This is a genomic window from Oleiphilus sp. HI0067, assembly GCF_001635735.1.
The window spans coordinates 1-1,510 of record NZ_LWFI01001089.1 but is presented as its reverse complement, the minus strand read 5'-3'; the positions used below and the strand labels follow the sequence as shown (position 1 = coordinate 1,510).

At 42.9% G+C, this 1,510-nt stretch carries 2 protein-coding genes; both read left to right on the top strand.

The genetic code is table 11. The features are described from left to right. Positions 1–1,152: aspartate--tRNA ligase (gene aspS, locus A3739_RS15740; RefSeq protein WP_068501974.1), on the top strand; the 1,152-nt coding region annotated here is incomplete at its 5' end. Between the two features lie 221 nt (positions 1,153–1,373). Next, on the top strand, positions 1,374–1,510 hold a 137-nt coding region (locus A3739_RS15735), incomplete at its 3' end, for a crossover junction endodeoxyribonuclease RuvC (protein WP_197472357.1).

Sequence of the window (1,510 nt, the reverse complement as noted above, 5' to 3'; positions counted from 1 at the left end):
TACCAAATCGCTAAATGTTTCCGTGATGAAGATTTGCGTGCTGACCGTCAACCTGAATTCACACAGGTGGATGTTGAAGCTTCATACATGAGCGAAGAAGAAATCATGGCGAACATGGAAGGCATGGTTGGTTCAATGTTCAAAGACTTGCTTGACGTTGATCTTGGCGAATTCCCTAAAATGCCTTATTCAGAAGCGATGAGCAAATACGGTAGCGACAAGCCTGACTTACGTATTTCGCTTGAGATTGTTGATGTTGCTGACTTGATGGAAAGTATCGAGTTTAAGGTGTTCGCAGGCCCAGCAAAAGATCCTAAAGGTCGCGTTGCAGCACTTAAAGTTGATGGTGGTGCGGAACTTAGTCGTAAGCAAATTGACGAATACACCAAGTTTGTTGGAATCTACGGTGCGAAAGGTCTTGCTTGGATTAAGGTTAACGAAATCGAGAAAGGCGTTGAAGGTCTTCAGTCGCCAATCGTTAAGTTCTTAGGCGAAGAAGTTGCAATGCAAATTATGGATCGCCTAGGTGTTAAAAATGGCGATATTGTATTCTTCGGTGCAGATAAAGAAAAAGTTGTAAACGAAGCGCTTGGCGCACTGCGCTGCAAAGTGGGTGAAGATCTCAATATGTTCACAACAGAGTGGGCACCACTTTGGGTTGTTGACTTCCCTATGTTCGAAGAGTTGGATGATGGAGGCTTAACAGCAATTCACCATCCATTTACAGCGCCTTCTTGTTCACCTGCTGAATTGCGTGATGCGCCTGAAAAAGCATTGTCACGTGCGTACGATATGGTACTTAACGGTACTGAGCTTGGTGGTGGTTCTATCCGTATTCACGATGGAGAAATGCAAAGTATTGTATTCGATATTCTTGGTATCGACGCAGAAGAACAGCAAGAGAAGTTTGGCTTCTTATTGGATGCATTGAAGTTCGGTTGTCCTCCTCACGGTGGTTTGGCATTTGGTCTTGACCGTCTTGTGATGTTGATGACGGGTGCAAGTTCTATTCGTGAAGTGATTGCCTTCCCGAAAACACAGAGTGCTACTGACGTACTAACTAAGGCGCCAGGTGAAGTTGATAAGAAGCAGCTTCGTGAGTTGAGCATTAAGCTAAACCTTCCTGAGCCACAGAAAGAAGAGTCTAACTAAAGCTCTTTAATCTTCTTAATTAAAGTCATGACGGACAGATGTAATCGTGTGATTGCTAAGTTCGTCATGTCTTAACTAGTTTTTATTACTATCTTTGTCTTCGACCTCATTCTGTTTGTGTCTATATTCTCCTAGTTCGATTCTCCCATTTCTTATATTTAATGGCGTGTCACGTTATACCCCTTTAAACTCGCCTGAATTGTTTTGCTTGTAAGATCTTTATGTCAATTATCTTAGGGATAGATCCTGGTTCTCGAATTACCGGTTATGGTTTGATCGAGTTTAAGGCCGGTAAAAGCTATTACATAGGTAGTGGGTGTATTCGCGTTCAGAAAGATTCGCTCGCTGACAAGTTGGG